General features: G+C 58.6%; 26 protein-coding genes and 1 other RNA gene. 6 read left to right on the top strand and 21 right to left on the bottom strand.

The genetic code is table 11. The features are described from left to right. Positions 1-369: 369 nt before the first annotated feature. The 3 genes from WCL58_RS15005 (at position 370) to WCL58_RS14995 (ending at position 1,504) form a co-directional block, all read left to right on the top strand. Positions 370-723, top strand: coding sequence for a hypothetical protein (locus WCL58_RS15005; RefSeq protein WP_336851328.1), 354 nt, complete (start codon positions 370-372; stop codon positions 721-723). Between the two features lie 158 nt (positions 724-881). Further along, positions 882-1,250, top strand: coding sequence for an Hha toxicity modulator TomB (tomB, locus tag WCL58_RS15000; RefSeq protein ID WP_004940312.1), 369 nt, complete (start codon positions 882-884; stop codon positions 1,248-1,250). A gap of 50 nt (positions 1,251-1,300) precedes the next feature. Beyond that, a complete protein-coding gene (locus WCL58_RS14995; protein ID WP_004940313.1) occupies positions 1,301-1,504 on the top strand; it encodes an HHA domain-containing protein in 204 nt (67 codons plus the stop codon). A gap of 282 nt (positions 1,505-1,786) precedes the next feature. Here the strand turns inward: WCL58_RS14995 and WCL58_RS14990 are convergent, their stop codons facing one another. Together WCL58_RS14990 and gbpA are read right to left on the bottom strand one after the other, a co-directional pair. Further along, on the bottom strand, positions 1,787-2,305 hold the full coding sequence (locus tag WCL58_RS14990) for a cytochrome b (protein ID WP_047728667.1): 519 nt from the start codon (positions 2,303-2,305) through the stop codon (positions 1,787-1,789). A gap of 52 nt (positions 2,306-2,357) precedes the next feature. Further along, positions 2,358-3,785, bottom strand: a complete 1,428-nt coding sequence (gbpA, locus tag WCL58_RS14985) for an N-acetylglucosamine-binding protein GbpA (RefSeq protein ID WP_060423422.1) — start codon at positions 3,783-3,785, stop codon at positions 2,358-2,360. 252 nt (positions 3,786-4,037) lie between these two features. On the opposite strand from gbpA, the gene gspS reads away from it, so the two are divergent. Then, a complete protein-coding gene (gspS, locus tag WCL58_RS14980) occupies positions 4,038-4,400 on the top strand; it encodes a type II secretion system pilot lipoprotein GspS (RefSeq protein ID WP_060423419.1) in 363 nt (120 codons plus the stop codon). Here the strand turns inward: gspS and WCL58_RS14975 are convergent. The 16 genes from WCL58_RS14975 to ffs form a co-directional block, all read right to left on the bottom strand. Continuing rightward, on the bottom strand, positions 4,397-5,212 hold the full coding sequence (locus WCL58_RS14975) for a prepilin peptidase (protein ID WP_147839403.1): 816 nt from the start codon (positions 5,210-5,212) through the stop codon (positions 4,397-4,399). The two genes, gspS and WCL58_RS14975, sit on opposite strands and share 4 nt — an antisense overlap. Positions 5,213-5,247: 35 nt before the next feature. Further along, on the bottom strand, positions 5,248-5,694 hold the full coding sequence (gspM, locus tag WCL58_RS14970) for a type II secretion system protein GspM (RefSeq protein ID WP_141958128.1): 447 nt from the start codon (positions 5,692-5,694) through the stop codon (positions 5,248-5,250). Then, positions 5,691-6,821 (bottom strand): type II secretion system protein GspL, encoded by a 1,131-nt coding sequence (gspL, locus tag WCL58_RS14965; protein ID WP_084826741.1) that lies wholly within the window; start codon positions 6,819-6,821, stop codon positions 5,691-5,693. The genes gspM and gspL overlap by 4 nt, the downstream gene beginning before the upstream one ends. A gap of 3 nt (positions 6,822-6,824) precedes the next feature. Continuing rightward, complete coding sequence (gene gspK, locus WCL58_RS14960; RefSeq protein WP_260439588.1) at positions 6,825-7,730, bottom strand: type II secretion system minor pseudopilin GspK; 906 nt, start codon at positions 7,728-7,730, stop codon at positions 6,825-6,827. Beyond that, positions 7,727-8,338, bottom strand: a complete 612-nt coding sequence (gene gspJ, locus WCL58_RS14955; RefSeq protein WP_060440570.1) for a type II secretion system minor pseudopilin GspJ — start codon at positions 8,336-8,338, stop codon at positions 7,727-7,729. The genes gspK and gspJ overlap by 4 nt, the downstream gene beginning before the upstream one ends. Continuing rightward, positions 8,335-8,682, bottom strand: coding sequence for a type II secretion system minor pseudopilin GspI (gspI, locus tag WCL58_RS14950; RefSeq protein WP_047728681.1), 348 nt, complete (start codon positions 8,680-8,682; stop codon positions 8,335-8,337). Before gspI ends, gspJ begins: the two co-directional genes overlap by 4 nt. After that, the gene (locus WCL58_RS14945; protein WP_141958127.1) at positions 8,594-9,172 is read right to left on the bottom strand and encodes a prepilin-type N-terminal cleavage/methylation domain-containing protein; all 579 of its coding nucleotides are present in this window, start codon (positions 9,170-9,172) and stop codon (positions 8,594-8,596) included. The genes gspI and WCL58_RS14945 overlap by 89 nt, the downstream gene beginning before the upstream one ends. Beyond that, entirely contained in the window at positions 9,169-9,603 is a 435-nt protein-coding gene (gene gspG, locus WCL58_RS14940; RefSeq protein WP_047730782.1) for a type II secretion system major pseudopilin GspG, read from the bottom strand. The genes WCL58_RS14945 and gspG overlap by 4 nt, the downstream gene beginning before the upstream one ends. Before the next feature lie 41 nt (positions 9,604-9,644). Next, complete coding sequence (gene gspF / locus WCL58_RS14935) at positions 9,645-10,856, bottom strand: type II secretion system inner membrane protein GspF (protein ID WP_060423402.1); 1,212 nt, start codon at positions 10,854-10,856, stop codon at positions 9,645-9,647. After that, positions 10,846-12,342, bottom strand: coding sequence for a type II secretion system ATPase GspE (gene gspE, locus WCL58_RS14930; RefSeq protein WP_060440571.1), 1,497 nt, complete (start codon positions 12,340-12,342; stop codon positions 10,846-10,848). Before gspE ends, gspF begins: the two co-directional genes overlap by 11 nt. Continuing rightward, positions 12,339-14,228, bottom strand: coding sequence for a type II secretion system secretin GspD (gene gspD / locus WCL58_RS14925; protein ID WP_141960592.1), 1,890 nt, complete (start codon positions 14,226-14,228; stop codon positions 12,339-12,341). The genes gspE and gspD overlap by 4 nt, the downstream gene beginning before the upstream one ends. Positions 14,229-14,354: 126 nt before the next feature. After that, on the bottom strand, positions 14,355-14,858 hold the full coding sequence (locus WCL58_RS14920) for a type II secretion system protein N (RefSeq protein WP_072265459.1): 504 nt from the start codon (positions 14,856-14,858) through the stop codon (positions 14,355-14,357). Positions 14,859-14,888: 30 nt separating this feature from the next. Next, the gene (locus WCL58_RS14915; RefSeq protein ID WP_141958125.1) at positions 14,889-15,374 is read right to left on the bottom strand and encodes a winged helix-turn-helix domain-containing protein; all 486 of its coding nucleotides are present in this window, start codon (positions 15,372-15,374) and stop codon (positions 14,889-14,891) included. Positions 15,375-15,777: 403 nt separating this feature from the next. After that, a complete protein-coding gene (locus WCL58_RS14910; protein ID WP_047728690.1) occupies positions 15,778-16,272 on the bottom strand; it encodes a FidL-like protein in 495 nt (164 codons plus the stop codon). Continuing rightward, complete coding sequence (locus WCL58_RS14905; RefSeq protein WP_060423389.1) at positions 16,257-17,054, bottom strand: winged helix-turn-helix domain-containing protein; 798 nt, start codon at positions 17,052-17,054, stop codon at positions 16,257-16,259. Before WCL58_RS14905 ends, WCL58_RS14910 begins: the two co-directional genes overlap by 16 nt. A gap of 358 nt (positions 17,055-17,412) precedes the next feature. Further along, positions 17,413-17,509, bottom strand: an RNA gene (ffs, locus tag WCL58_RS14900) — signal recognition particle sRNA small type. A 156-nt stretch (positions 17,510-17,665) separates the two neighbouring features. Here ffs and WCL58_RS14895 point away from each other — a divergent pair. Next, on the top strand, positions 17,666-17,980 hold the full coding sequence (locus tag WCL58_RS14895; RefSeq protein ID WP_033642088.1) for an MGMT family protein: 315 nt from the start codon (positions 17,666-17,668) through the stop codon (positions 17,978-17,980). 64 nt (positions 17,981-18,044) lie between these two features. Here WCL58_RS14895 and WCL58_RS14890 read toward each other — a convergent pair whose 3' ends face one another. Continuing rightward, positions 18,045-18,536: a YbaY family lipoprotein gene (locus WCL58_RS14890; RefSeq protein ID WP_016928846.1), complete on the bottom strand. Its 492-nt coding sequence runs from the start codon at positions 18,534-18,536 to the stop codon at positions 18,045-18,047. Between the two features lie 231 nt (positions 18,537-18,767). On the opposite strand from WCL58_RS14890, the gene tesB reads away from it, so the two are divergent. After that, a complete protein-coding gene (gene tesB, locus WCL58_RS14885; protein WP_004940320.1) occupies positions 18,768-19,631 on the top strand; it encodes an acyl-CoA thioesterase II in 864 nt (287 codons plus the stop codon). Positions 19,632-19,721: 90 nt separating this feature from the next. On the opposite strand, the gene amtB is transcribed toward tesB, so the two are convergent. Then, on the bottom strand, positions 19,722-21,008 hold the full coding sequence (gene amtB, locus WCL58_RS14880; protein ID WP_180548178.1) for an ammonium transporter AmtB: 1,287 nt from the start codon (positions 21,006-21,008) through the stop codon (positions 19,722-19,724). A gap of 36 nt (positions 21,009-21,044) precedes the next feature. After that, on the bottom strand, positions 21,045-21,383 hold the full coding sequence (gene glnK, locus WCL58_RS14875; RefSeq protein ID WP_004940327.1) for a P-II family nitrogen regulator: 339 nt from the start codon (positions 21,381-21,383) through the stop codon (positions 21,045-21,047). Positions 21,384-21,440 lie beyond the last annotated feature (57 nt).

Here is a 21,440-nt window from a genome sequence, read left to right as displayed (position 1 = left end):
GGCCAGCAGCACAACGGCCCCCGCACAGCGCACGGCAGCGGAGGTGGTAAACAACGAATTCAGTGACGACGCGGCGTCATGTTGTGAAGAGGGAGTCAATGTCGTGATCAACGCGATGAATTAATGGTTACAATATAACATCACACTCACTGCAACGTCTCAAGCCCTGCCGTGCCAATTAATGCAACGGAACGTAACAGCCCCGCGCAGCGGCTCTCCCCCGCCACGTTCCCCTTATCAATCTCAGGGATATTCCCGTTCGACAGAAATGTTGGCATAGGGTAAAGAACGGCGGTAAATCGAAAAATTTACCGACGAGGTCGGAAAAGGAGTAAGATAAGCAGATAACATTGCTGTTGGCCGAGATTAATGCTTGTCACCCTTGCCTGTAGCCTGGAAGTGAACGCACCTTCTGTTAAAAAATTAAAGAAAGTGATTAATGACAATATAGCGGAGTTAGTGCCGGCGCTGACCAGCGGACTCAGTTTTTATTCTGAAAGCGCACGCTATGCCGAAGATTCATTAGAAATACTTGATATAGTGCCACAAGGTGACGGCGGTTATTCAATGAGTTATCGCTATAAGTGGGGCATTTTTAATGCCTGTCTGGATATCAACAGCGAAGATACCATCAACGACAGCGTCCGGTTTCGAGTGACGGAGCGGGGTTTAATCTTCGACATCATTGATAACTCACGTCCATCAACTGCGGATGAATTGTAAGTTTACGTAATAACTGCAGGCCAAACGCGAAAAAATGATTTATATTCATTTTACGGGAAGTTTATTTAACCACCGTTAAGCTGCCTCCGTTCATGATGTAAATCAGCTTACTCACATAGTGTTATCACACCGCAATTAAGACTTACGGAGGGGATGATATGGATGAGTATTCGCCTAAGCGACACGACATTGCTCAGCTCAAATTCTTGTGCGAAAATTTGTATGATGAAGGCATCGCGACCCTGGGAGACAGCCACCACGGGTGGGTCAACGATCCGACATCCTCCGTCAACCTGCAGCTTAATGAGTTGATCGAACATATCGCTTCGTTTGTGATGAGTTATAAAATTAAATACATGGACGAATCAGACCTGTCGGAGTTAGTCGAAGAATATCTCGACGATACTTATACGCTGTTCAGCAGCTACGGTATCAATGATTCCGACCTGCGCCGCTGGCAAAAGACCAAGGCGAGATTATTCAGAATGTTCTCAGGAGAGGACATCTGTACGACAATGAAAACTTAGGGGATAATTATTCCCGAGCTATTTTACGGTTATTAAACTAAAAGGCCACCATGACTAAAACCGACTATCTGATGCGTTTACGTAAATGCACCACGATTGATACTCTCGAACGTGTTATTGAGAAAAATAAGTACGAGCTTTCCGATGATGAACTGGAGCTGTTTTACTCAGCGGCCGATCACCGTCTGGCGGAGCTCACCATGAACAAACTGTATGACAAAATCCCCACCTCCGTTTGGAAATATGTCAGGTAATCAGACCCCAACGCGTTGAGCCGATGCTTTTATCGGCTTCAATGTCCACGTTGAATACGTATTTTTCCTATTGACAATGAAATGTTAATTACGTTCATCTTTATCGTTAATAATAAATAGACACACTTCTCTGTTCCTGTTCGGGGTATAACGCGATTAACGCGTGATGACTCTCGCCCCTGCTTTACGGCCACCAGCGTAACGGCCATGCCGCCAACTCCCCTATGCTCCTCGCGGCCACGCCGCCGCACTGCCTCCGGGCGGCGTGATCGCCCCGTAAAATCAGAGCATGCGGCGCAAAATCGCCTGCCGGGCAAAACAGTGGTGTTTAATCACCGCCGCGACGTGCAGCACGATCATGGCCGACAGCGCGATACACGCATAACGGTGCACGGCGAAAAAGAAGCGGTTAACGTCGAGATTTGCAATCGGGCGTGGGAAGTCAATCGCGCCGAAAACGGCAAAGCCGTGCTCTAGCATGAGGAATCCGCTGAGCAGCACCACGAAAATCAGCAGGTAGAATATTTCGTGCAGCAAATGCACCAATCCCTTCTGGTGCCCTTGCAACATATCGCCATAGGGCACCTTCGGCCGGAAAAAGCGCCAGATAAAGCGCGCCGCCATCAGCGGTGTCAGCACCAAGGCCAACGACATATTGGTCACGGAGAAAAAAGCGAAGATGCGCGCATCCGTCATAAAATGCAGCGAATAACCAACGATCATTACGTAGATCATGACCGCGGCAATGCCCCAATGCAGTAACCGACTAAAAAGATCGTAACGGGCAGGTTCGTGTGACATAAAACTCCTTGAAAAGCGGCCATCGCTGGCCGCTTGGCTATCCGATTTACGCTTACTTTTTCAGGATCCAGGCATCCTGCCAGTTGGATCCCACGCCCGGCTCATAATGAGTCGCGCCGCTGTTCCACTGCATGCAGTAACCGCTGTAAGGGAAAGGTTTGCACTGATACACCTTACCGTTCTTCGGCTGCAGCACCGTGGTGCCGGCGGTGTATTTACTCAGCTCGTTCGGGAAGACGAAGTTGTAGTCGCCGTTGCCGCCACCGCCGGTGGAGTCTGCTTCCAGGTTGAAGTTTTCGATATCAGGCTGAATGCTCTGCCCGTTGTCGTTGCTGGCGATCACTTTCAGCATGTGGTGGCCTTCGCTGACGTTGGTCAGCGCGATGGTCAGCGGCTGGCTGGCGTCTTCCAGCGTCTCTTTCACATAGCCTTTCTCCGTCTGGCCGTGATCGTAAACGCGCGCTTCAACCGTCAGCTTGCCTTTGACCTCGGCATTGAAGGTCAGCTGGGCTTTACCGTCCTTGATCTTGGTGCTGGACAGATTGCCGATGCGGATCTCCTCGGTAATGGCCGGCGTTTCTTCCTCATAGGAGATCACTACGCTCTTCATCGGGCTACCCTGCTTGGCGAAGACCGCGTTATTGCCGAATACCGGGTTGACGTTGCCTTTGCCGTCTTTCACTCCGGCGCGCACCGTTTTCTGCTCGACGTTGATCTTGGTTGCCAGTGCGTGGCTCCAGCGGTTTTTGTCGGTCAGCGCCTCGCTGTCGATCGCCAGCTCGGTTTTCATCGCCAGCACTTCGCCGCTCGCGTCGAAGAAGCGAGCGATCACTTTATCGCCAACCTGCAGGTTTTTACCGGTGAGGGATCCCTGCAGCTGCTTGCGCCATTCGGATACGACGCCGTCGTCCTCGAAGTTGACGTCAACCACCTGATAGAAACTGTTCACCGTGTCATTGATTTCCCACACGCCGTAAATCACCTGATAGCCGGTTCTCTCCGGCACCACGCACTGGTGCACTTCGCGATCTTTTGGCGCCTGAGCATGGCCATCAACCTCGCAGAACGGCTCTTTTTCGAAAGCCTCGCGCGACAGCGGCTTGTTCACGTCCCAGTCTTGTTTGGTGATGTAGTAACGCCAGTTATTGGTTTTGTGCTTGGCGGTGTGGTACCAGGTGAACGTCTGCGGCCCCGGCTTCATGGTGTTCAACGCCCAGACGTTGACGCCCTGGCGATCCAGCGGTTCGAAGCCATTAACTCCGCCGCTGGCCAGCTGGCCGTCGAGCGGCGTAGCGCCGCCAGGGAAGCCGGAAATCTGCTCAACGCTCTGCGGTTCCCACTGCGCCCGGCCGCAGTCGGTGTTGCTGCCCAGCTTGCACTTGTAGGCGCGGCTTTCGGGAACTTCGATATACCCATGCGACCAGGCGGCCGACGAGGCAGCAAGCGTTGCCATCATCAGGGCGATTTTGGATAATTTCATTACGACTCCAGTTAAATTTATTGGATTCCAACTGAGTGAGAAGAAACTCAAAGAGATGCGGCGATACCGCGAGAGGAATAATAAGTAGAAGCCCTGAACGCCCGGCACTTAGAATGCATTAAAATAATAAAACCTAATACGGCCAAGATATTAAATGGCATGACAAACGTTTAAAATAATCCGGAAATCGCGAAGCGCCGCCTTGCGGCGAAAGAAATAAGCGCACCGTTCCTATTCCACAGAGAGAATAACGTGACATTGAAAAATATCGCCGCAGCGGTCTTGGCCTCCCTGCTGCTCTCCGGCTGCCAGCACGCCGCCAAATCGGCCCCTGACGCCGCCGCCCAACGCGACCAGCTGTCGTCGCTGGTCGGCGCCGGCTTGTTTTTGAGAGAGCGTTGCAATCGCGCCGACATCCCGGCCGACGATAAGCTCACGGCGGCGGCGCTGCAGGAAGCAGAGAAAAAAGGGTGGTCGCCGGCGCTCAATCGCGCCCAGTTGCTTGCTGCAGGTCAACGCGTCGCCGCACAGCTGGCGGCCGACGCCACGCCGCTGCAGGAGAAGTGCAGCGAATTCAATCGGTCACTGGCGCCCTTTCTAGCCCAGCTCCGTTAGCCCCCCAGCGGCAGCGCAAACCATTGGCAGGCCACCGCGCCTGCGCCCGCCGTCGCCAGCCCCGGCCCGAAAGGCAGGGGCTGAGTTCCATCACCGCCGCGCCATACGCGCAACAACAGCCACAGCAGGCTGCCGGCGGAAGCAAACAGCAGGATCGACGGCAAAGCGGCATACCCGCCCCAGGCGCCAAGCGCCGCCAACAGTTTAAAATCGCCGTATCCCAGCCCCTCGCGGCCGGTCGCCAGACGAAATGCCCAATACAGCAGCCACAGCGTCAGATAGCCCGCCATCGCGCCGACCACCGCCGCCGGCAAAAAGGCCGGGTGCGCCAGGCAATGCCACAGCAACCCGCCCCACAACAGCGACAGCGTCAGGCAATCCGGCAGGAGTTGGCGCTCGCTGTCAATCGCCGCCAGCGCCAGCAACAACGCAACAAACGCCAGCATGAAAAACCAATCAACCCCGATGCCGAGACGCCAGGCCAGCATGATTCCCATCAGCATCAGAAATAACTCCACCAGTGGATAACGCACGGGAATAGGGCTGCAGCAATAACGACAGCGGCCACGCAACAGCAGCCAACTTAATAACGGAATATTATCGAACGCCGATAATTGTTTTATGCATGACGGGCAAAATGAACGCGGCCAAACGAGATCAAATCGCTCGGCCTGCGTCGTTTCTATTTCACGCTCAAGCATGATAGGCAGCCGATAAACGACCACGTTAATAAAACTGCCGACGCACAGACTCAACACGGCGCTAAATAACAGCCAGTGTTCATCCGCCGCCGCGTTTAGGGCGAATAGCATGATTTTTCTGATTCCTGATGATTCGTTAGCGTGAGTTACATCGACGGCTGCGTCGTCACCTGCAGCCGGCTGACCTGCACGACGCCCGGCGCCTGCCCCGCGCGCTCCACGGTGAGCGCGAGCACGCGGATACCGTGCTCGCGCTGCAGGGCAGCCAGCCACGACAGCAGGCTTTCGAACGGCACAGGCGGCAGCCTCACCAGCATCTCCGCGTCACTTTCCGTCAGGTCGGCGAGGGGAATGCGGTACGCTTGCGCGCTCTGCCGCAGCCGCTCCGGCAGTTGCTCGCGCGCAGCGGCGCCCGGCGGCGAGCGAGCCTGCAGTTGCTGGATGACACGTGCCTGCCCCTGCAGCGCCGCCAGCCGTTGTGCGCTTTTCTGCGCCTGTGAAAACTGATACAGGCAGTAGCCGCAGGCTACCAACAACAACAGGCTTAACAACACCGCCCGCCGCAACGCCTTATCGTGCCACCCGATATTCATCGCTCACCTCTCACCGTCAGGACCGCCTGGTTGGGTGCGCCGCCTTCTCTGAACGTCATACTGACCTCGCCATCGTTAACCGGTGCCGGCAGCGGCACGTCGTTTCTGTTCACCGTCACCACCAGACGATCGTCGGCAGCGTCGAAAGCCAGCGCCTGCAGCTGCGGGGGCGCCCATAAAGCGAGTGCCCCGGCCGCGTAGGGCAGCAGCCTGAACAGCTGCGGCGCATTCAGGGCGTCTTGCATACGCCGCACCTGCGCTTTCGCCGCCTGTTCCGCAAACGCCGGCGCGGTCTGGCCAGGCAGCAGGCGCTGAGACAGTACCGCTATCCGGCTCTCGTTCTGCCGGGCCATCTGTTGGTGATGCAAACCGCCCACCAGCAGCGAACCACTGAGCAACAGCAGCGCGCAGACGGTCTTATCGGGCAGGCGACGCGGCCAGCGTACGCTCGGTTTGAAACGCCCCTGCAGCAGCGTGGCGGGGCTGCTCCAGGCCTCTTGCGCCAGTTGCCAGAGCGGATCCTCGTCAATGCGCGCCGCTTCCCAGCCCGCCGGAATCTCCCCGCCGCAGTGCAAACACCAATCCGGCGTCGGCAGCGGAGTGCAATCCCGCCAGGCATCGGGCAGCGACAAGCTCTGCCCATTCCCCGTTCGGATCAGCCAGCGATCGCGCCAGCGCAGCGCGCTGCATTGGCCCGGCAGCGGCAATGCCAGCACGTCGGGCAGCATTTTATCGGCGCGAATGCCGCAGGCGCTCAGGCGCTCGACCCAGCCCTGCATCTGCGCCAGCGCGACGCCGGCGAGGGTGAAATCACGCTGCGCCTTGCCCAGCACCGCCCAGTGCATCTGCTCGGTATCGGTCAACAGCCCGGCCTCGTGGGCGTAGGCCAGCGCCAGTGGCGTCGCCTGCCGGGCCTTGCCCTGGAATGTCGTTTGTCTCAGCACCACATGACGGGCAGGCACCAGTACCACGACTCGGCTGCCCTGCGCCATGGCTGCCAACTCGCCGCCGCCGTCGGTCAGATCGAGGCGGGCGCCAAAGCGGCAGCGCGTCTCGCCGACGTGGCCCCAGCGCACATCGGCCATCGAGTCCTCGCTCAGCGCGATAAGCAGGATTGTGTTCGCCACCCTTTACCCCTCCCCTCTGTCGAACTGGCGTCCGCTGACCGTGATGCCTGACTGGCCCGGTTGCCACGCGCTGACGAGCCGATAGCGCCCGTCATTCAGCGTCAGCTGCAGCTGCGCAATCCAGCGGCTGTCGTCGAACTTCAATCGCTCGTCGAGAGCGTCGTCATCCAAGGCTTGCAGCGCTTTTTCCTGCGACAAAAACGTCAGCGTCTGCCACCCCTGCGGCGGGCGGGCCGCCAGCAACGTCCGCAGCCGTTCTCCGCCCAGGGCGTTCATCAGCATCGCCCGCAGCAGCGGCAACCGGGCCTCATCCACGGCGTCCGGGTTGATCTGCAATTCAGCATCCGGCGCCGCACAAAGCTGCGGCGCGAGGCGCAGGTATAGCTCACGATCGATACCGGCCAGCTCCCGCAGTTCGCTGATATCCCCCATCAGGTACCCTTCGCCATAAGCCCGGGCGACGATCGCATCGGCAATCGCGCCTGCCTGCGCGTCGGCGATGCCCAGGTTGTTCAGTAACAGCATGAATATCCGCCTCTCTTTATTGGGGGGAACCCCCTCGCTATCTCCGACCTCCGTTGGGCCGGCGGCGCGGATCAGGGCGTTTACGTTGAAACAGGCATCGACCCGGCGCAGGCGTATCGCCACTTCCCCCTCTTCGGTACGCATACTGAACGCCGCCCCAGAGGCTTCCCAGGCCTTGCGCTGCTCTCCTGCCTGCCGCCACCGCTGTTGGGCGTAGATCTCCCCGCCCAACAGCAGCCATTTCGCCCTCAGCCGATCCTGCTGAGACTGGGTGCGCGCCAGCGAACGCTGCCAGTGGTCATTGATATTGACCGCCACGATCGCCATCAGCGACATCATCAGCAGCACCATCAACAGCGCCATACCGCGTTGTTTTTTCATCATGGCCTCGCCGAGGGCAGCGCGATGATGCGCCGTATTTCCCCCAACGCGGGGGTCTCGACGGTGATCTCCACCGCCTGCGGCAGCAGCCCGCCGGCGCGCCAGGCCGTCAACCATTCGCCTTGCCGGTAAAAACGCAGGCGGAACCGCGTCACCTCCGGCAGCAACAGCACGCTGCGCGCCGTCGCCTGCGGGCTGCTCAAATTCGGGTAGCTGAGGCGCTCCAGCCGCCCCTGCCGGTGGCGATAGGCCACCCGCTCCTGCGTGGCACGCGGCAGCCGGGCCTGCGGATTCGACCAGCCGCTTCGGATCAGCAACAGCTGAAAATCCACGTCTTCCCCCTCCGCCGTCTGCAGCACCGCGAATTCCGGCGCCGCCGGCCTGCGTTTATCACCGATCGGCGCACGCGCCTGCGCATGAGCAAAATCGCGCTCGACGATCGCCAGCGCCCGTTGCAGCTGGGTCAGCTGCGTCGATTTGCGCTGGGTAATTTCGTCGTTTTTCAGCACGCCCCTGAAGACCGCCAGGGCGGTGAGCGACAGCATGGCGAACAGGGCGATGGCCAGCAGCATTTCCACCAGCGTAAAACCGCGTTGCAAAGCGCGCTTCATGGCAACCCCCGGTAAGCCTGTAACTCCGCCAGCACGTTGCGATCCTGCGGATCGCGCCTGACTTCGATCGCGATCGCCCGCATTCCGGCGTCGCTGGTCTCCTGCCCACGATAACGCCAGTGCCAGGTCTCACCGGCCATCACCGTGGTGCCCGAATGCCAGGCCAGCGTCGGCGGCTGCGGATCGAGCTGCAGCAGCGTCAGCTGGTTGTCCGCTACCCACAGCGCAACGGTCTTGGCTTCGATCTCGCTCAGGCTACGCACCTGGCCGCCGGTGCTGTTGATCAGCGCCAGGCAACCGATGGCGAAGATCATCAAGGCCACCATCACTTCCAGCAGCGTCATGCCCTGCTGGCGTCTCATTTTCCGCGTCATCGCAACGAATGTCCGTCGTTTCAAATACGAAGTAACCGGGCGCCTGCAATCGCCACAGGCACCGCCCTTGCGACAGCACTACGCTGAACGCCGTGGTTTCGCCCCCCGGATACAGCCACACCTGCGGCGGCCGCGTCGCCGCGTCATCGAGCGCGACGGTTTGCCCTTCAACGCTCAGCCACAGCGCGATGCCGTCCGGCAGGGCGTATGCCTCCCGGCTCGCCTGCCCCGCAGCGGCAACGCTGCGCCAACCGCCGCTGCCGAACGCCACGCCATAACTCACCCCTTCGCGCTCGGCCCGCTCGGCGAGGGCATTCAACCAATGGTTCAGCCGCTCCCCCTGCCGTGCCAACGCTTTCTCATCCGCCGGAAAACTCAGCATCACCAGGCCGCTGGTCACCCCCAGCAGCAGCAATACCAGCATGATCTCCAGCAGCGTAAAGCCGCGTATGCGCCTCATGGCGCGTCGGCGTCGGCCACCCAGTTGCCGATATCGTCATCGGTGTCGGCGATGCCGTCCGGCCCCAGAGAAAACACGTCCAGCTTGCCGTGACGCCCCGGATTACGCAGACGATACTCCTGCCCCCAGGGATCTTGCGGCAACCGGCGGATATAACCGTCTTCGGGATAATTTCTCGGGATCGGCGCCAGCGCCGGCCGGGTCACCAGCGCCGCCAGCCCCTGTTCCGCGCTGGGATAACGCCCGTTGTCCAGCTTGTACATATCCAACGCGTTCTCCAACGCGACGATATCGCTGGCGGCCTTTTGCCGATCGGCCTTCTCCTTGTTTCCCATCAGGCTTGGAATAGTCAGGCTGGCCAACAGCCCCAGAATGACGATCACCACCATGATTTCCAGCAGCGTAAACCCTCGCTGCCGCGACCTGCGCATCTTGCTGATATGACTCACTTTACTCTCCATTAACGGCATGATTAGCCGACCATATTATTGAGCTGCAATATCGGCTGCAGGATGGCCAAAATGATAAACAGCACCGAACCGGCCATCGCGATCACCAATAAAGGCTCAAACAGCCCCAGCGCCAGCGTGACTTGCCGGCCGAAGGCCTCCTGCTGCATCGTCGCCGCCCGTTCGAGCATCATGTCCAGCTCACCGCTGCGCTCGCCGGACATGATCATGTGCCGCATCATCGGTGAGAACAGCGCGGTGCCCTCAAGCGACGGCGACAATCCTTCGCCCTCCCGCACCCGCTCCATCGCCGCCAGCAGCCGTTCGCGGGCGGCATCGTTGCCCAACACGCCGGCGCTGATGCGCATCGCCTCCAGCAACGGCACCGCGCTGGCGTTCAAAATGCTCAGCGTTTTGGCGTAGCGCGCCGTGTTCACCGCCAGCGACAGCTTGCCGACCACCGGCAACCGCAGGATGAACGCATGCCAGCGCACGCGCCGCGCCGGATCCCGCAGGCGATAGCGGAACGCGCCAAGGCCCGTCAGCACCGATATCAGCGCCAACGCCCCCCATCGACGCAGCCCGTCGCTGGCGCCGAGCAGCATCCGGGTCGACAGCGGCAAGGTCTGCTTCATATGCACAAACTGTTCGATCACCTTCGGCACCACCGCCGTCAACAGGATCGCCACCACGCCGATTGCCACCGTCGTCAGCACCATCGGGTACACCAGCGCCTGCACGATTTTGTTCTTCATTTGCTGGCGCTGTTCGACGTAGTCGGCCAGCCGTTCCAGCACCGGCGCCAGATGGCCGGAAATCTCACCGGCGGCCACCATGGCACAATAGAGGCGGTCAAAAATCTGCGGATGCTGACCCAGCGCCTGCGCCAGCGGAAAGCCCTCCAGAATGCGCTGCCGCACCTGAGCCAACGCCGCCTGCAGACCTTTTTTCTCCGTTTGCCGCGCCACCGCCATCAGCGCTTCCTCCAGCGGCAGCGCAGCGGACAGCAGCGTCGCCAGCTGCCGGGTCAACAGCGCCACATCGCCGCTGCTCACGCCGCTCATCCAGCGGCCGGCAAACATGCCGGCGAAAGCGGGCCGCCTGCGCGCTTGCACCGCCAGCACCTGCCACCCCTTTTCACGCAGGCGATCGCGGGCGTGGCGCAGAGAATCCGCCTCCAACACGCCGCGCTGGGCGCGCCCCTCACGATCGCAGGCGCGATAATCAAACTTCATCGCCGTCCCCTTCGCGCGTCACTCGCAGCACTTCCTCCAGGCTGGTCTCCCCGGCGCGCATTTTGGCGATCCCATCCTGGCGCAGCGGCAGATAGCGTTCGGCGGCCAGTTTCGCGATGTCCAGCTCGCCGTCACCGCGATGGATCGCCATGCGCATCGGTTCATCCAGCACCAACAGTTCGTGCAAGCCGATTCGGCCGTGATATCCCTGCCCGCCGCAGGCCTCGCACCCCAACGGGCGCCAGCAGGTCACCGCCGGCGTCGGGGGCAGCCCCAGCAGGCGCCGCTGCGCGTCAGACAACGCATAAGGCTCGCGGCACTGCGGGCACAGCCGGCGCACCAGGCGCTGCGCCAACACGCCGCTGAGCGAACTCGAAAGCAGAAACGGTTCGACCCCCATGTCCCGCAGCCGGGTCACGGCGCCGATCGCCGTGTTGGTATGCAGGGTCGACAGCACCAAATGCCCGGTCAATGAGGCCTGCACCGCGATCTGCGCCGTTTCGCCGTCGCGGATCTCACCGATCAGCACCACGTCGGGATCCTGACGCAGCAGCGCGCGCAGCCCGCGCGCGAAGGTCATGTCCACCTTGGGATTCACCTGCGTCTGCGCAATGCCGGCCAACTCATACTCGACGGGATCTTCGATCGTCATGATGTTGCGCTGTTCATCGTTGATCTGGCTCAGCAAGGTATAGAGCGTGGTGCTCTTGCCGGATCCGGTCGGCCCGGTGACCAAAATGATGCCGTGCGGCTGGCGGATCAGGCGCAGCAACGCCTGCTGGTGCGCCGGCGCCATGCCCAGGCTGGGCAGTTCGAGCCGCACGCCCTGTTTGTCCAACAGGCGCATGACCACGCGTTCGCCGTGGCTGGCCGGCATCACCGACACCCGCACGTCAATCGCTCGCCCGCCGACCTTCAGCGCCATGCGCCCATCCTGCGGCACGCGCTTCTCGGCGATATCCAGCTTCGACATCACCTTGATGCGCGACACCAGCAGCGCCGCCAGCTTGCGCTGCGGCGCCAAAATCCGCCGCAGCGCGCCGTCGATGCGAAAGCGGATCACCAGCTCACTCTCGTAGGTTTCGATGTGGATATCGGAGGCGCGCTCTTTGATCGCCTCGCTCAGCAAGGCGTTGATCAGGCGGATAATCGGCGCATCGTCCTGTTCGTCCAACAGGTCTTGCTGCTGCGGCAACTCCTCGGCCAGCGCGTAAAAATCCAGTTCGCCACCCAGGTCGTCGATCATTTTCTGCGCCTGGCCGCTTTCCTGCTGGTAGTGCGCCACCAGCCGTTGATCAAAAGCCTCCGCCTCCAGCCGGGCCAGCGCCGGCTCGCCGGGCAGGCAGCGGTAGGCCTCCATTAATGCGGCGTGGCTTGTGTCAGGGTGACAATAAATCTGGATACCGTGCTGCCCGTCAACGGCCAGCACGCCATGCTGGCGCGCCCAGGAAAAAGGCAACAGCGGCCCCGCAGAACGGGGCTTCACGGGCGTGCTCCCCGCGAGTAAAACGCGTCGATACTTGCAACGGTGGCGAGAAACGCCCGATTGTCGGGAGCCTTCTTATCGCCGGCGATCTCGCCGCGCAGTGCGTCATTCAGCTCACGATCGTCCTGCTGTTCGGCGTCGAACTTGCCTAACTTGCGTTGGCTCTGCCGGGCATATCCCTCGGTGCTGCGAATGATGGTCGGGCGGATAAACAGCATCAAATTACGCTTGCTCGCTTTGGTGGCGGTCGAGCGAAACAGCGCTCCCACCAGCGGGATCTTGCCCAGGATCGGCACGCTGCTCTCCAGCTCCGAGTTGGACTTGTCCAACAGGCCGCCCACCACTACGGTTTCGCCGCTGTCCACCAGCACCGTGTTGTTAACCGTGCGGATATTGAAGGTCGCCCCCAGCGAATCCGGCGTAGCGCCGGCGCTGTCGGCAACGCTGGAGACCTCCTGTTCGATCTGCATCAGCACGGACTGGCCCTGGTTGATCTGCGGTTTGACCTTGAGTTTGATCCCCACCGTCTTGCGCGACACGGTATTGAAGACGTTATCGCTATTGGTGGTTTGCGAACCGGTCAGGATCGGCACATCCTGCCCGACGCTGAATTCCGCCTCGGCGTTATCCAGCGTGACGATGCTCGGCGTGGCCAGGATATTATTTTGGTTGTTGCTGGCGATGGCGGTCAGCAATACGCCCCAGTTACCGCTGTAGAAACCGGTCATCAGGCCGTTGGCCTTGCCGAACACGTCGCTCATGCCGTTTTCGAACCCCGCCGACACCCCGGGCATCTGGCCGGCGAACTGCGTGCCACCACCGTATTTGTTGGCCCACTGCACGCCGATGTTCAGCCCCTGCCCATCCTGCACTTCGACGATCACCGCTTCGACCAGCACCTGCGCGCGGCGCACGTCAAGCTTGGCGACCACCGCCTCCAGATCGCGCATCACATCCGGCGCTGCGGTGATGATCAGCGCATTGGTCTGCTCATCGGCCTTGATCACCACATTTTTCAGCAGCGCCACGTTGGCGGTGGCGCTCTCCTTCTCGTTTTGCAGGCCCGCACTCACGCCGGTCAACACCTCGACCAGGCTCTGCGCCTTGGCGTATTTGAGAGGGATAACCTGGGTATTGCCCTGGGTGACGCTCTTGTTATCCAGCTGGTCAATCAGTTCTTTGGCGTGTTCGCGGCTCCGATCATCCCCGGCGATCATCACGCTGTTGGTCCGCTCATCCGCCACCAGCCGCAGCGAGCTCGCGCCGGCCGTGCGCCGTTTGCCCTCTTCGCGAAACAGTTCGTTCACCATGCGCGCGATCTCCGGCGCCGCCGCATGCTTCAGCGCGAGAGTTTCGACCCGATTGCCATCGTCCTGATCCATCTCCCTGACGAGCTCGAGCAGGCCATTGACCACGCTGGCCCGGCCGGTGATCAACAACGCGTTTCCCTGCTCGTAATGCGCCACGCTGCCCACGCCGATGCTGTCGTTGAGCTGGCGCAATATCGGCGAAACGTCTTTGGCCGCGATATTGCGCAGCGGTACCACGCGCATCACCACTTCATCCCCTTCGGCGATCGCCTCGCCGCCGTTTTGTGCCAGCGCGGCTCTTTTTCCCTCTTTGGCGGCGATCACCTTCAAGACGTTATTGGGCATGCCGATGACCGTATAGCCATAGACATCCAGCACGTTGAGAAAGAACTGGTAATACTGCTTCTCGTCGAGCTGTTCATAGCTGCGCACCGTGACCTTACCTTTCACCGCCGGATCGATAATGATGGTTTTGCCCAGGTTTTTACTGACCGTATTGATAAATTCCTGAATGTCCGTGCCTTTGAAATTGGCGGAGAATTGCTCCGCGCGCGCCGCGCCAGCCAGCACAATCATGACGGCCACCGCCGCTAACGCGCGCCATAAGCCGGCGCTCCAGCCTGGGCCGGAACGATAAATAAAATGCGTAATCACAATGTCGCCTTATGCTATAAAACACCCCGCGCCGAAACGGCGCGCCGGCTACTCTTTAAACGTCAGCGTGGCGTAATAGCCGTTTTCATCGAGCAGTATTTTATTTTTCACTATCCGCACGATGACGGCATTGCTGCCGGCCAGACGGTCGCCAACGCCATAACCGGTTTGCTTGCCGCCATGCTCGACGATGACCAGGCTTTTTTTGGCGTTATCGCTGAACAGCAAACCCGCTATCTTGCCAAGCGCAGCGGCTTCCGGTGCGTTAGCCAGCAGCTCGGCACCGATCGCCCATTCGCCGACTTTATACCCGTGCGCCTTTTCGCCGTCTTTCGCCGCTTGATAGCGGCCAAACCAGTGCGCGTCATTAATTTTTCCGATATCCTCTTCCTGAGGAAAGACAATATGGCGCCCCGGCCCGGGCGCGTTTTCACGGCTCGGCTCAACGGGCGCGCCATCCCCGGCCATCATTCGCCATCCCAGCTGAAGCATGAACGCCAGATTCGTCAGAAAAAAAAGAAGCATAAAAAAATCTATCAACCGTTTGCTCACGGCACCCCCGGTTATTCAACGGCGCCAACGCTAAGCGGAAATACCGACCACCATCGCGACGGAAAACAGCAGCGTGATGACCAGAGCCACTTTATAATTCACGGCGTCCAGCCACGTTCGCCGGCGATTATTAACCGATGACGACGGGCATTCCCCCTGCAAATTAGCGGCCGCACGCTCGCAGGCTTGAAAGCTCAACATCACGCCAAATCGGGGAATGGTCTTGATCACCTCGCCAGGAATACCGTGGCGGGAGAGCAAAGAGCGGCATTGGAATATCATCTGATAATAGTTATTGTCGCTGATGGTCTCATGGTTGCAAAACCAGACAGCGCGAATAATGTCGTTCTTCTTATAAATACCGCTCAACAGGCACAGCATGAAGCGCCGCTGTAATTCGGTCATTTCAATGAGCACATTCTCTTTTTTAAACAACAGCGTTTTTTCATTGTTGTTTAATATTACCAACTCATTTTCCAACAGAGTCTCGTTCAGGGCAATGTTATGTATGTCCATCTCTCGCCTATCAGTTTAATGAAGTTCAAAGGCCCTCTGTGCCATCACCTTTGCACGCATGCGGCGAGATGCATTTTCAATGAAAATTAATGGTTCGCCGTTTCAAGAGCGGCCTCAATTAATCATGCGAAAAACATTCATGCAACTTATTTCTTTAAAATAAACAATATAAAATTAATATGGTCACATCACATTACCTTAGATTCATTAAATCTTTTAAAAACATGACGATAGCAGGTTTTATAAAATAGCTAAACCACCATTAAATTTGATTAATGATAAAGAAAATAGGCATTCACGCATAATAACCCATGTTATTAGTTGCGTGCTAAAAAGGCAGGAGGCGAGGATGTAAAGGGTAACAGAAATACACCTTAAGCTCACATAAAAAACGAGATAAAAATCAGGATTCGATATTACATAAAAACATCGGCGAGTAGGCATTGCTGAACATCAACGTATTCTTGTCTACGCTGCGAATATGATAAAACGTCGATTCATTGCTGAAAAAGTAAGTATACACCTCTTCCGGCAAGGTATCGCGCGGTGAATAATTCACCTCACCATAGTGGAAACGATAGAAACTGCCTTGCGAGACATAGCTGAAATTAACCCGTCGGTTGACGAAATACTTCTCTTCACCGTCGTTGGCCAGGCCCGACAAGATCATCACGCCCTTATCGCCCGACAAAAAGATGTAGTTTATTTTTAGCGACAGCTGGATGTCATCGTGTGCCGCCTGCGCGTCCAGCGAATTGAAATAATTGAACGTGGCGTTCGCTTCGCAGGAAAAATCACCGAACTCATGATGGCTGCGAACCAGGGAATACACCACGCTGCCAGTCAACACGCACAGGCCGACCAGCGTGGCTGACAAAATATTTAACTTTTTTTCCATGCCCGGATGTACTCGCTCTCACAATTATGCAAAACAGCCGCACTGTCCTTCGTGCATTTGGCGATAAACTGGCGTCCGCTGTCTTCATTGGCATTATGAGAACGGTTAACCTTGGTAATGACAATCTCACCGGGGCGGCAACGCTGGCCATAAAGATCCTTCCTGACCAAGAACTGCAAATAGTCGTCCTGATGATTCTCCAAAAAATGGCCGGCATAGTAGATCGGGCAGCCGTTTACCGTCCCCACGTAAGACAATACCTGCTTCTTTTCACTGTCGCGATGATGTTTGTAATAGATAAAGCACAGCGCCAGAAAAGATAATGGCACGACGATCGATAAGCTGCGCAGCAGAATAAAAAAATAGTGGTGGGTGTTTTTTGACGTTGCGGTCGGCGCAGCCAAGGGAACCGGGGCATCGGCAAGCGGCGGGGGATCGGGTAAATCAATCCGCAGTCGGTCGATCGGTATTATTCTATTGAGTCTATACCCCTTTTTAGAGAGGGTAACGATCAGGCGTTCATTGAAACCGACAGACGTCAATGCCCGCCGCGTCAGGCTGATATATTGATTCAACGTCGCCGAAGAGGCGCTCAGGCCGTGATCGGTCCACACCTGCTGCAACAGCGTATCCCGGCTCACCGCCTCGTGGCCATGCTCAAGCAAACATTTGAATACTCTAGAATTAACGCTGGATAAGAAAACTTCCCGTCCCTTCTTTATACTCTTCAATGAACCGTTTTCAGTGTTAAATGTAATATCTTTATCAATGATATAAATCATGTTCAGCCTGACAGCGCACACGGGTTATTATTTAAACTTATTCAGCGAGTTCGACGACCGCCGCGAAGCGCGGATAGTTTTTTCGCACAGAGAATAAACAATACTAACGCCATCCCAACAGGCGTGCAACTTTAAGAATTTTCCCTATGCCTGCGCCATTATTTGCCCCACAAATAACGATATAAACGCTATTTTTTTCACCGTCATCGGATCTGTTGGCAACCCTATAGGGGGAGAAGGGCAAAAACGGCGCAGAGGAAAAGACGCTCGCTCGCGGCGTGCGAAATGACGCTTGTGCAGCTGTCGACAGGAAGAATAACGGGGAAAAACGTTTTTGCGGGCCGCAAATGGGTGGGGACCCTGCCAGCTACATCCCGGCACACACGTCACCTGCTGCGGCTGCTTCCTTCCGGACCTGACCGAGTTCACAAGTTAGTGTTGCGGGAGAACCAACAGGGCCCCCATTGACGGCTTCTGTACTCCGAAGCGGTGGGCATTATCGGCGATGCCCTATCAAATAGCAAGCCAACCGGGACCAACCGCTGTTTTCTTACCCACCTGCGCTGTGGCACACTCTCCGCCTGGGTTTTGACTCGCGCAGGAACAGCAACATGCAACCAGAAGACGCCTCTTTCAGCCAGCGGGTATTCCACATCGTGGCCGCCATTCCTTACGGCAAAGTCACCACCTACGGCGAAGTTGCCCGGCTGGCCGGTTCACCGCGCGCCGCACGTCAGGTCGGCGGCGTGCTGCGGCGTTTGCCGGAAGGCAGCACGCTGCCCTGGCACCGGGTGATCAACCGCCACGGGCAGATATCGCAGCAGGGGGAGGATTTTCAACGGCAGCGGCAGGCATTGCTGGCGGAGGGGATTATTTTCGGCCCGCACAGCACGGTCGATTTCGATCGCTACGGCTGGCGCTGGTAAAACAAAACAGCCTTTGGCCGAAGCGCAAAGGCTGTTGATTTCATCTTGCTGTACCGCAGTAAGATTACTGCATGGCGGTTGGCGCAGCCTGAATCGGCACACCCTGAACCGGAACCAGCAGCAGATCGGCACGGGTGCCGTTGCGGTTGACCACTTCCTGGATGGTGTCGGTAATAAACATCAGTCGCCCGTTGACCGTCACCGCCGCGCTCAGAATGATACGCGCATTCGGTTGGATGTCGGACGGGTTATACGGCAGCGTAAAGCTGAACGGCGCCTGTTGCCCTTCAGTGCGTACCGCGCGCTGTGCAATCACTTTAGACGGCGCATCCGCCAGCGAGGCGTCAGAGAGGGTGACCGTCAGTACCGCGTCCGGCGGCAGCGCAATGCGCTGACGTATATTAACCGAACCTGTCACCGCCGGGCCCTGAATCTGCGTTTGCGCAGCCGCCGGGTTACCGGCCGCCTGTGTAGGCACATCAGCACTCTTTTGCGCGCATCCTGCCAGCGTGATCGTCAGTGCCGCGGCACCGCCTACGATTTGCCAGAGTTTCATGGATCGGTCTCCTTTTTTATTATCAACATGTTGGTGGCTTTCACCACCGCACCTATTAAACTTAGCACAAAACACTGACAAATCCACTTTGCTCCACCTATTAATCACTTAGCCTGTCCAAAGCGCCCACTATTAAGAGCATTCTCATCGGCCCTATAACGCAAGATGTTGACGCCGCGCCGTGATATTCCGCACACTGCGCAAAATGATTATTAGAAAGGTAACAACTTTATGAGCCAGGCATTGCAAAACCTCCTCGATCTGCTGGATCTGGAGAAAATCGAAGAAGGGCTGTTCCGCGGCCAGAGTGAAGATTTGGGGCTGCGCCAGGTGTTCGGCGGGCAGGTGGTCGGCCAGGCGCTGTACGCCGCCAAGCAGACGGTGCCGGATGAACGCAGCGTGCATTCGTTCCACAGCTACTTCCTGCGCCCGGGCGACAGCAGCAAGCCTATCGTTTACGACGTGGAAACCCTGCGCGACGGCAACAGCTTCAGCGCGCGCCGCGTCAGCGCCATCCAGCACGGTAAACCTATCTTCTATATGACCGCCTCCTTCCAGAGCCCGGAGGCGGGTTTCGAGCACCAGAACCTGATGCCGGACGTGCCGCCGCCGGAAGGGCTGCTGTCCGAATCAGAGATCGCCCAGAAGCTGGCGCATATGCTGCCGGAAAAAGTGCGCGAAAAATTTATCGGCCAAAAGCCGATCGAAATGCGCCCGGTGAAATTCCACAACCCGCTGAAAGGCAGCGTGGAAGAACCGCATCGCTACGTCTGGTTCCGCGCCAACGGCAGCATGCCGGACGATCAACGCATCCACCAATACCTGCTGGGCTACGCGTCGGACTTTAACTTCCTGCCGACCGCGCTGCAGCCGCACGGCGTCGGCTTCCTCGAGCCGGGCATGCAGGTGGCCACCATTGACCACTCCATGTGGTTCCATCGCCCGTTCCGCATGGATGACTGGCTGCTGTACGCGGTGGAGAGCTCCTCCGCCTCCGGCGCACGGGGCTTTGTTCGCGGCCAAATCTACACCCGCGACGGCGTCCTGGTCGCCACCACCGTGCAGGAAGGGGTGATTCGCCAGCGCGACGCCTGATCCGCGGCATAAAGAAAGGGGCGATGTTTCCATCGCCCCTGTCGGCTTCATCACTATTTTAGTCTTTAGCGCACTGCCCTGCTTCGAGTCTTATTGGTTGTAGGCGCTCTCGCCGTGGCTGTTGACGTCCAGCCCCTCGCGTTCCTGCTCTTCCGGCACTCTCAGGCCCACCATGACGCCCGCGATCTTGAAGGCGATAAAGGCGGCGACGCTCGACCACACCAGCGTGATCAGCACGCTCACCAGCTGGATCCAGACCTGATGGCCCATCGTCACCCCTTCGGCGTAGCCGGTGCCGCCCAGTGAAGAGGCGGTGAACACGCCGGTCAGCAGGCAGCCGACGATGCCGCACACCCCGTGCACGCCGAACACGTCGCAGGTGTCGTCCACCTTCAGCCATTTCTTCAGCGTCACGACGCCCCACAGGCCGGCGACGCCGCCCACCAGGCCGATGATCAACGCCCCGCCCACGCCCACGGTGCCCGCCGCCGGCGTCACCGCAACCAACCCGGCGATCATGCCGGAGCAGGCGCCCAGCAGCGAAGGCTTGCCGCGCAGCACCCATTCGGCGAAGGTCCAGGAGAGAATGGCGCCCGCGGTGGCGACGACGGTGTTGAGGAACGCCAGCGCCGCAATGCCGTTGGCCGCGCTGGCGGAGCCGGCGTTGAAGCCGAACCAGCCGATATACAGGATGGACGCCCCGGTAAACACCATCGGCAGGTTGTGCGGTTTGAAGGCCTCTTTACCGAAGCCGGCGCGTTTGCCGATCAGGTAGGCGCCGATCAGCCCGGCGCTGGCGGCGTTGATGTGCACCACGGTGCCGCCGGCGAAGTCCAATGCGCCGTCGGTGGCCAGGTAGCCGCCGCCCCACACCATGTGCGCGATCGGCAGATAGGACAGCGTGAACCACACAATCGCGAAGATCAGCACCGCCGAGAAGCGAATGCGTTCGGCGAAGCCGCCCACCACTAGTGCGACGGTGATACAGGCGAAGGAAGCCTGGAAGGCGACGTGGATCATCTGGCTGATGCTGCCGGTGACGCTATCGATGCCGATGCCTTTCAGCATCGCCGTTTCGAACCCGCCAAATACCGCATTGCCCTCGCTGAACGCCAGGCTGTAGCCATACAGCACCCACAGCACGCAGACCAGCGCGAAGGTGACGGTGACCTGCGTCAGCATCGACAGCACGTTTTTGCCGCGCAGCAGGCCGCCGTAAAACAGCGCGATGCCCGGCAGCGTCATGAACAGCACCAACGCAGTGCAGATCATCATAAAGGCGTTGTCGGCCTTATCAGCGACCGCCGGGGCGGCCAGGGCCAAAGAAGGAACCAGGGTTACCGAACTCAGGCCCAACATGGATAACAGTCTTTTCATTATCAATCCATCCCCATCACTTAGCTGAGTTCGCGGTTACAGTGCCGATTCGTCGGTTTCGCCGGTGCGAATGCGGATCACGCGTTGCAACTCGGCAACGAAAATTTTGCCGTCGCCGATTTTGCCGGTGTAGGCGGCTTTGCTAATCACATCAACCACTTCATCCAACTGATCGTCAGCGATGGCGATGTCGATTTTGACCTTGGGCAGGAAGTTGACGTTATATTCGGCGCCGCGATACAGCTCGGCGTGCCCCTTCTGGCGGCCAAAGCCCTTCACTTCGGTTACGGTCAACCCCTGAATGCCCACGGAGGACAGAGCCTCGCGTACGTCCTCCAGCTTGAACGGTTTGATTACCACGGTCACCAGCTTCATATTGCCCCTCCACGAATTAAACCCAAACTCACCCCTGGTACGCGTCATATGTAGCAA

The organism is Serratia sp. TMDUHS_CL, from assembly GCF_037137105.1.
In the GTDB taxonomy this organism is placed as follows: domain Bacteria; phylum Pseudomonadota; class Gammaproteobacteria; order Enterobacterales; family Enterobacteriaceae; genus Serratia; species Serratia nevei.
The sequence above is the reverse complement of the archived record's forward strand: the minus strand, read 5'-3'. Positions and strand labels throughout refer to the sequence as shown.

Excerpts from the sequence above, each read along its gene's own strand:
- WCL58_RS14905 (WP_060423389.1), bottom strand. The coding sequence starts at position 17,054 with ATGATTTATATCATTGATAAAGATATTACATTTAACACTGAAAACGGT.
- gspM (WP_141958128.1), bottom strand. The coding sequence starts at position 5,694 with ATGAATATCGGGTGGCACGATAAGGCGTTGCGGCGGGCGGTGTTGTTA.
- WCL58_RS14915 (WP_141958125.1), bottom strand. The coding sequence starts at position 15,374 with ATGGACATACATAACATTGCCCTGAACGAGACTCTGTTGGAAAATGAG.
- WCL58_RS14975 (WP_147839403.1), bottom strand. The coding sequence starts at position 5,212 with ATGCTATTCGCCCTAAACGCGGCGGCGGATGAACACTGGCTGTTATTT.
- gspK (WP_260439588.1), bottom strand. The coding sequence starts at position 7,730 with ATGATGAAAAAACAACGCGGTATGGCGCTGTTGATGGTGCTGCTGATG.
- WCL58_RS15005 (WP_336851328.1), top strand. The coding sequence starts at position 370 with ATGCTTGTCACCCTTGCCTGTAGCCTGGAAGTGAACGCACCTTCTGTT.
- gbpA (WP_060423422.1), bottom strand. The coding sequence starts at position 3,785 with ATGAAATTATCCAAAATCGCCCTGATGATGGCAACGCTTGCTGCCTCG.
- WCL58_RS14995 (WP_004940313.1), top strand. The coding sequence starts at position 1,301 with ATGACTAAAACCGACTATCTGATGCGTTTACGTAAATGCACCACGATT.
- WCL58_RS14945 (WP_141958127.1), bottom strand. The coding sequence starts at position 9,172 with ATGAGGCGCATACGCGGCTTTACGCTGCTGGAGATCATGCTGGTATTG.
- glnK (WP_004940327.1), bottom strand. The coding sequence starts at position 21,383 with ATGAAGCTGGTGACCGTGGTAATCAAACCGTTCAAGCTGGAGGACGTA.
- WCL58_RS14895 (WP_033642088.1), top strand. The coding sequence starts at position 17,666 with ATGCAACCAGAAGACGCCTCTTTCAGCCAGCGGGTATTCCACATCGTG.
- WCL58_RS14990 (WP_047728667.1), bottom strand. The coding sequence starts at position 2,305 with ATGTCACACGAACCTGCCCGTTACGATCTTTTTAGTCGGTTACTGCAT.
- gspJ (WP_060440570.1), bottom strand. The coding sequence starts at position 8,338 with ATGAAGCGCGCTTTGCAACGCGGTTTTACGCTGGTGGAAATGCTGCTG.
- gspF (WP_060423402.1), bottom strand. The coding sequence starts at position 10,856 with ATGAAGTTTGATTATCGCGCCTGCGATCGTGAGGGGCGCGCCCAGCGC.
- gspI (WP_047728681.1), bottom strand. The coding sequence starts at position 8,682 with ATGACGCTGCTGGAAGTGATGGTGGCCTTGATGATCTTCGCCATCGGT.
- gspG (WP_047730782.1), bottom strand. The coding sequence starts at position 9,603 with ATGCGCAGGTCGCGGCAGCGAGGGTTTACGCTGCTGGAAATCATGGTG.
- tomB (WP_004940312.1), top strand. The coding sequence starts at position 882 with ATGGATGAGTATTCGCCTAAGCGACACGACATTGCTCAGCTCAAATTC.
- amtB (WP_180548178.1), bottom strand. The coding sequence starts at position 21,008 with ATGAAAAGACTGTTATCCATGTTGGGCCTGAGTTCGGTAACCCTGGTT.
- gspD (WP_141960592.1), bottom strand. The coding sequence starts at position 14,228 with ATGATTGTGCTGGCTGGCGCGGCGCGCGCGGAGCAATTCTCCGCCAAT.
- WCL58_RS14890 (WP_016928846.1), bottom strand. The coding sequence starts at position 18,536 with ATGAAACTCTGGCAAATCGTAGGCGGTGCCGCGGCACTGACGATCACG.
- tesB (WP_004940320.1), top strand. The coding sequence starts at position 18,768 with ATGAGCCAGGCATTGCAAAACCTCCTCGATCTGCTGGATCTGGAGAAA.
- WCL58_RS14910 (WP_047728690.1), bottom strand. The coding sequence starts at position 16,272 with ATGGAAAAAAAGTTAAATATTTTGTCAGCCACGCTGGTCGGCCTGTGC.